The organism is Nostoc sp., assembly GCF_036916655.1.
GTDB lineage: Bacteria > Cyanobacteriota > Cyanobacteriia > Cyanobacteriales > Nostocaceae > Nostoc.
This window is the reverse complement of sequence record NZ_JBALFY010000096.1, coordinates 1-5261: the sequence shown is the minus strand read 5'-3', so window position 1 is coordinate 5261 and position 5261 is coordinate 1. Positions and strand designations below refer to the sequence as shown.

Genomic DNA, 5261 nt, shown 5'->3' with positions numbered 1-5261 from the left:
GGTTTAGCAAAGCATAGACTAAACCCAGCTAAAAGAGAACGTTGATACATATCTTCAGTTACAGCGCCTGTCAGAGCGATGGCTGGCACTGCTTTGCCTCGCTCTCCCGCAAGTGTTATTACTTGGTGAATCAGTTCCCTCACCAATCAAATCGGATTTTGATAGTTGACCTACTAAACATTAACTTCATCAACAGCGTTTACGATAACATCCTATTGTTAGAGTTTATGTTTGAATAGATGTTTTAATAGCGTATATCTTATCTAAAATGTATATTTTATTAAAATTGACTCTCAAAGCTTTGCACAGACTGATTCGCAAATTTAATAAACAGATGTAATGTAATACTAAATGTAGGCATATAGGAGCGCCGATTTTCTCTTACTAAAGATAGTTTTACCCCTTCCTATAGAGAGTAATGAAACCTATATTATTTGTTTAATATATAAATACTGCAATTAAGAATTAACGGTTCTCAGCCCACTTAAAATTAATTAAATAGCGTTAGTAATAATGTGTAAAAAATAAATTTTCATCAAGGTTTTGAATCAGGTAAATGACAGTATTTATTAAGTTTAATATTCATTATTTATAATAAGTTTTTATCTTCATGTAATTGGGTTAATGTTATCAACCAGTTTTAAACTAACTATTTGCTAATTTTGGTATTTTTACAATCTATGTCTAACCAAACATCTAAGCGTCTTAAACAAAATGCTGAAAGAATCATGCAGAGGTGGGAAGAGCGGGCGCGTGATGAAGTTGGTGCATCAATACATCAGGACTCTCTGATGCTACAAGATTCGCTACCTGAGTATCTAGAGCAATTAGTGGATGAACTGTCAACAAAGATTGAAAGGACACCAGCCAGAATAAAAACCGATAAACTAGAAAGCACTCGGATTGGGAAAAAGCATGGACATGAGCGGGCGGGTTTTGTTGACTACTCGATGACTCAAATGATTTTTGAGTACCACATTCTCCGTCAGGTCATATTTGAAATTTTAGAAGAAGAAGCGGCTTTAGAGGTCAGGGAACGAGATATTATTATCGATTCCATTGAGCAAGCCGTTAACGATGCAGCTACTGAATTTTCGCAGACGTTGCGAGATATTCAAGAGTTATTTATGGTGACACTGACCCACGATCTTAGAAACCCACTCAATGTCATAAAAATGGGTACTCAGCTGACTCTGCGCCGGCTTGAACAAGGAGATACTCATGCCAATATCGCGGCGAAAATGCTAAAAGCAGTCGAGCGTTTGAATTCGATGATTCAAAATCTGCTCGATGCTAGTCGGCTGCGGGCAGGTCAGAGTTTAAAGTTTGAATTTGAAGAATGCAATTTAGAGAGCATTGTTCAGGACGTAGTAGAGGATTTGAACTTTGCTTATGGAGAGCGGTTTATTGTAGTTTCTGATACTGCTATCAGGAGCAATTGCAGCCGTAAAGAGATACGACGGGTAATTGAAAACTTAGCTATTAACGCCGTGAAGTATGGTGCTGCTGATACACCAATTACACTCACACTCGAGCAATTTGAAACGCATATCAGCCTCACTATACACAATGAAGGTAATCCGATTTCTTCAGAAGCTCAATCAATCTTATTTCAACAATTTCGTCGAACCATTTCTGCTGGGGATCAAACAGGATGGGGGTTAGGATTATTTTTAGCAAAGAGCATTATTGAAGCGCATCAGGGGACGATTGAAGTTGAAAGTGCCCAGGGCAAGGGGACAAGCTTTATCGTTAAATTGCCTAAACTCCCCTATTAGAAGATGTTTTAAAAGTCGAAACCAGTCAAAACTTTACCCTCTTTCACCTATTACTAAATAGATCTCCTGGTTTGGTTTCTATACAAATATTGAAATTGGCTTTTGAAGCTTTGCACAGACTTATTTGCAAATTTCTAAACAGACGTAATGTAGTACTAAGAGTAGGCGTATATGAGCGTTTTTTTCTCTGACTAAAGACAGTTTTATCCATTCCTAGAGAGAGTAGTGGAACCTACATTATTTGTTTAGTATATAAATACTGTAATCAAAAATTAGCAATTTTTAGTCCAGCTAAAATTAATCAAATTACTGTGTTTTAAACATGAAGCTGCCTCAATTGCTCCATTTTACTGCTATCTACCCTAAGCTAAGTAAGCATTAGGGTAGATAGCAATGCCAAAAATATCAGAAATTCCAGTATTTCATCTAGGGTTAAACAATCTGTCTAACTGATATTGTGGCTAAAAGTTAATTCATCCAAGTCGTGCTAACGAGTTGCATTCGGGTCACGATAAGCAGTAGATTCAGAGCGATTGTCTTTTTTAGCTAAACTAGCTAAACCAGCCAGCCCTAACAAGCCCAGCCAGCCCCAGCTAAAACCGTTATCATCTCTGTTATTCGCCCCTTGAGTAGAGGTGTTATTTGTACGTGAAGTAGTGTTTGTATCCCCAGAGGTGCTGCTTTGGGCTGAGGCGGGCATAATTAAAGGAATTACGGCAAGGCCCAGTGCTAGAATGCTAGAGCCAATAACTTTTGATATGTCTGAACGCTTCATAATTAGAACTCTGTTTTGGTATTCATACTTTATCAGTCTCAAGCTGAAACATACATCAGTCCAAAGCTACAAATCCCGCATTTCTCACAAGCTCCTTTGCGTTTGATGATGAGTAATAAGTAAAAGAGCAAGAGGCGCAATACCAGTGCAAGAACTTGTACATTCTTACTCCTTACTCACTACTCATTACTCCTCTCAAAGATTGTAATTCGTCAAGAAGTGCTAAAAGCAATCGGGGGATTTGAAGAGATCGCCGATTATCTCGCAGACGATTTTCAACTTGGCTACCTAACTGCCGAAGTAGGTTACAAGGTCATGCTTTCTGATTATATAGTAGACCACGTATTATTCGCTAACACTTTGATTGATTCTATTCAGCATCAGGTTCGCTGGTTGCGTGGTATTCGAGTTTCTCGCCCTTGGGGTTATATTGGGCTAATTTTTACTTACGGTAACATCACTAGCTTAATACTAATGATGACTATAAAAGGGTCTACTTTGTGTTGGTCTGCGCTAGCTGCTACCTGGATAGTACGTTTAATAATGGGCTGGATTGTTGGTGTCAAATATCTCCAAGATTCGAGCGCTAAAAAATATTTCTGGCTTGTAATTTTACGAGATTTCATGGGTTTTATAATCTGGTGTTATTGTCTTTTTGGCACTACAATCGAGTGGCGGGGGTTGCATTTGTAACAACAACGTTACACTTGATTGAATAGAATTTTGTCGTCACGTTGCCAACGCACGATATGAGAGGGAGCAAGAGAATGACCATTGGTATTTGGGTTCTCGGAGATCAACTTTGGTCACAGCAGTCAGCACTGCAAAGTTGCTTGCAACAAAAGCAACAGACTCCCGTGATTTTTATCGAATCTCTTGCCCATGCAGGGCAACTTCCTTATCACTTGCAAAAACTGGTATTGGTCTGGGGAGCCATGCGTCACTTTGCTGCCGAATTGCGATCGCTTGGCTTCCCAGTAACATACGCTCAAAGCCAAGATTTCAATACACCTTTACTCGAATGGATTGAACAATACCAAATTACCGAACTGCGGGTGATGACTCCAACAGATCGCCCTTTTGCTACATTAGACTTGTCCACAAAAGATAAAAAGCTTACTGTGAAAGCGTTATACGAACTATAAGTGGGATGAAATACCCTCTTATGAGTGAACGCAAAAATAAGGGTTTGGGGATGAAAATATCAAAATTATTAAAAGTTTTGAGAAACATAGCTTTGTGAAAAAGAAAATCTCAAGGCTGATAATTCAAATATCATGACTTAGTATAAATGAATGATTTAGATGTAACCTAACTAATCCACATACTGCCATTATCACCTGATTATAACGATGTCGAGCTAAACGAAATCTATCACTAGCTACTCGAAAAGTTTTGACTCTACAGATGAGATGTTCAACACCAATTCTTCTTGATGATAATTTCTGATTTTCTTCTTTTTGAATCTCGGAAAGTTCAGCTTTTTTGGGCTTTTTATAAGGTGTGGTAATAAATTCTTCTCCTATATAAGCTTTGTCTCCCAAAAATCTTTGTTTGGCATCTAGGTTTTGGCGATTATTTCTAAATAGTGTAATATTGCTTATCTTCCCTAATTGTCCAATACAAATATCAACTATATCTTCACCTCTTGGCAATACTATAAATTGATTTTTTAGCGTGTGCATTTTCTTCTTACCGGAATAATATTTTTTCTGCTCTTGATAATCGCCTGGTCTTTGTATAGCTTGTTCTGCACTATCTATTATTAATTCATACTCACACAGTCGTTCGCATAATTTTTGATATTTTTGCTCATCTTTTTTGGCTTCTTCTATTTGGGAGGCAGGTAAAATTTCCCTCAGAATTTCTACCCAATAATTAAATGTGTTATTTGCTTTTGTCCTCGATACATCAAACAATAATCCGAGAATTTCAAATGTTGGCTTCTGTCTCAGGTATACTAGGCATAGACACACTCCCTGTCTTGGGGTCATTTCTGCTTTACGTCCTCCGCCAGATGCTATTAACCTAATTTTTCTTTTTTCAATTTCTGCTTGTTTCTCTAGATACCTTTTTTCTGCTAACGCTACTAATGTGATAAAGTCTTCATACTTAATCCCAATTAATCTTTTTGATTCCTGTGGGTATAGTTCTATTCTTTCTAAGGGACTTGTCATTATTGATATACATAGTTACATTTTTCTGTTTATTTTCCCACAAAATTTATTTTAAAGATAGGTCTATTGATTCAAAAGCTAGAACTGACAATTCAAGTCACTTTTACACACAATAATCGCTTCATCTGGAGTGACCAAGAGTTTCAACAATGGGCCAGTGGTCGCAAACGTTTAATCATGGAAGACTTTTATCGTCAAGGACGGCGGCACTTCAACATTCTCATGTCTGGCAAGCAACCTGTTGGTGGTTGATGGAACTTTGACAAGCAAAATCGCAAACTACCAAAAGGTAAACTGACCTTACCCGAAGCTTTATGGTTTGAACCAGACTCAATTACACAAGATGTTATTAACTTTATTAAGCAATCTAAGGCATTCCAGGACAATCAAAGTTACTAGAACTCTTGCAAAAGTTTTCTATGGTATGATAAAAGGATTGGCAATTTTCGATCAGGAATTTGAGGAGCAGTGAAAATAGAGAAAGCCAAGCAGCTTACTGCAAAAAAATTTAAGCGAATGACTGGAGTGAGT

The 5261-nt window shown here is 37.6% G+C and carries 5 protein-coding genes and 1 pseudogene; 4 read left to right on the top strand and 2 right to left on the bottom strand.

The genetic code is table 11. The features are described 5' to 3' along the window. The first annotated feature begins 680 nt into the window (after window positions 1-680). The gene (locus tag V7L31_RS25945) at window positions 681-1778 is read left to right on the top strand and encodes a sensor histidine kinase (protein ID WP_334698932.1); all 1098 of its coding nucleotides are present in this window, start codon (window positions 681-683) and stop codon (window positions 1776-1778) included. A gap of 487 nt (window positions 1779-2265) precedes the next feature. On the opposite strand, the gene V7L31_RS25940 is transcribed toward V7L31_RS25945, so the two are convergent. Next, window positions 2266-2553, bottom strand: coding sequence for a WGxxGxxG family protein (locus V7L31_RS25940; protein WP_334698931.1), 288 nt, complete (start codon window positions 2551-2553; stop codon window positions 2266-2268). 201 nt (window positions 2554-2754) lie between these two features. Here V7L31_RS25940 and V7L31_RS25935 point away from each other — a divergent pair, with 201 nt between their 5' ends. Together V7L31_RS25935 and V7L31_RS25930 are read left to right on the top strand one after the other, a co-directional pair. Beyond that, window positions 2755-3246 (top strand): glycosyltransferase, encoded by a 492-nt coding sequence (locus tag V7L31_RS25935; protein ID WP_334698933.1) that lies wholly within the window; start codon window positions 2755-2757, stop codon window positions 3244-3246. A 74-nt stretch (window positions 3247-3320) separates the two neighbouring features. Then, window positions 3321-3698 (top strand): cryptochrome/photolyase family protein, encoded by a 378-nt coding sequence (locus tag V7L31_RS25930; protein ID WP_334698930.1) that lies wholly within the window; start codon window positions 3321-3323, stop codon window positions 3696-3698. A 123-nt stretch (window positions 3699-3821) separates the two neighbouring features. On the opposite strand, the gene V7L31_RS25925 is transcribed toward V7L31_RS25930, so the two are convergent. Next, a complete protein-coding gene (locus V7L31_RS25925; protein ID WP_334698929.1) occupies window positions 3822-4730 on the bottom strand; it encodes a transposase family protein in 909 nt (302 codons plus the stop codon). 66 nt (window positions 4731-4796) lie between these two features. Here V7L31_RS25925 and V7L31_RS25920 point away from each other — a divergent pair. Next, window positions 4797-5129: pseudogene (locus V7L31_RS25920) on the top strand (cryptochrome/photolyase family protein). Window positions 5130-5261 lie beyond the last annotated feature (132 nt).

Coding starts and splice junctions, on each gene's coding strand:
- V7L31_RS25945 (WP_334698932.1), top strand. CDS start 681: ATGTCTAACCAAACATCTAAGCGTCTTAAACAAAATGCTGAAAGAATC.
- V7L31_RS25940 (WP_334698931.1), bottom strand. CDS start 2,553: ATGAAGCGTTCAGACATATCAAAAGTTATTGGCTCTAGCATTCTAGCA.
- V7L31_RS25930 (WP_334698930.1), top strand. CDS start 3,321: ATGACCATTGGTATTTGGGTTCTCGGAGATCAACTTTGGTCACAGCAG.
- V7L31_RS25925 (WP_334698929.1), bottom strand. CDS start 4,730: ATGACAAGTCCCTTAGAAAGAATAGAACTATACCCACAGGAATCAAAA.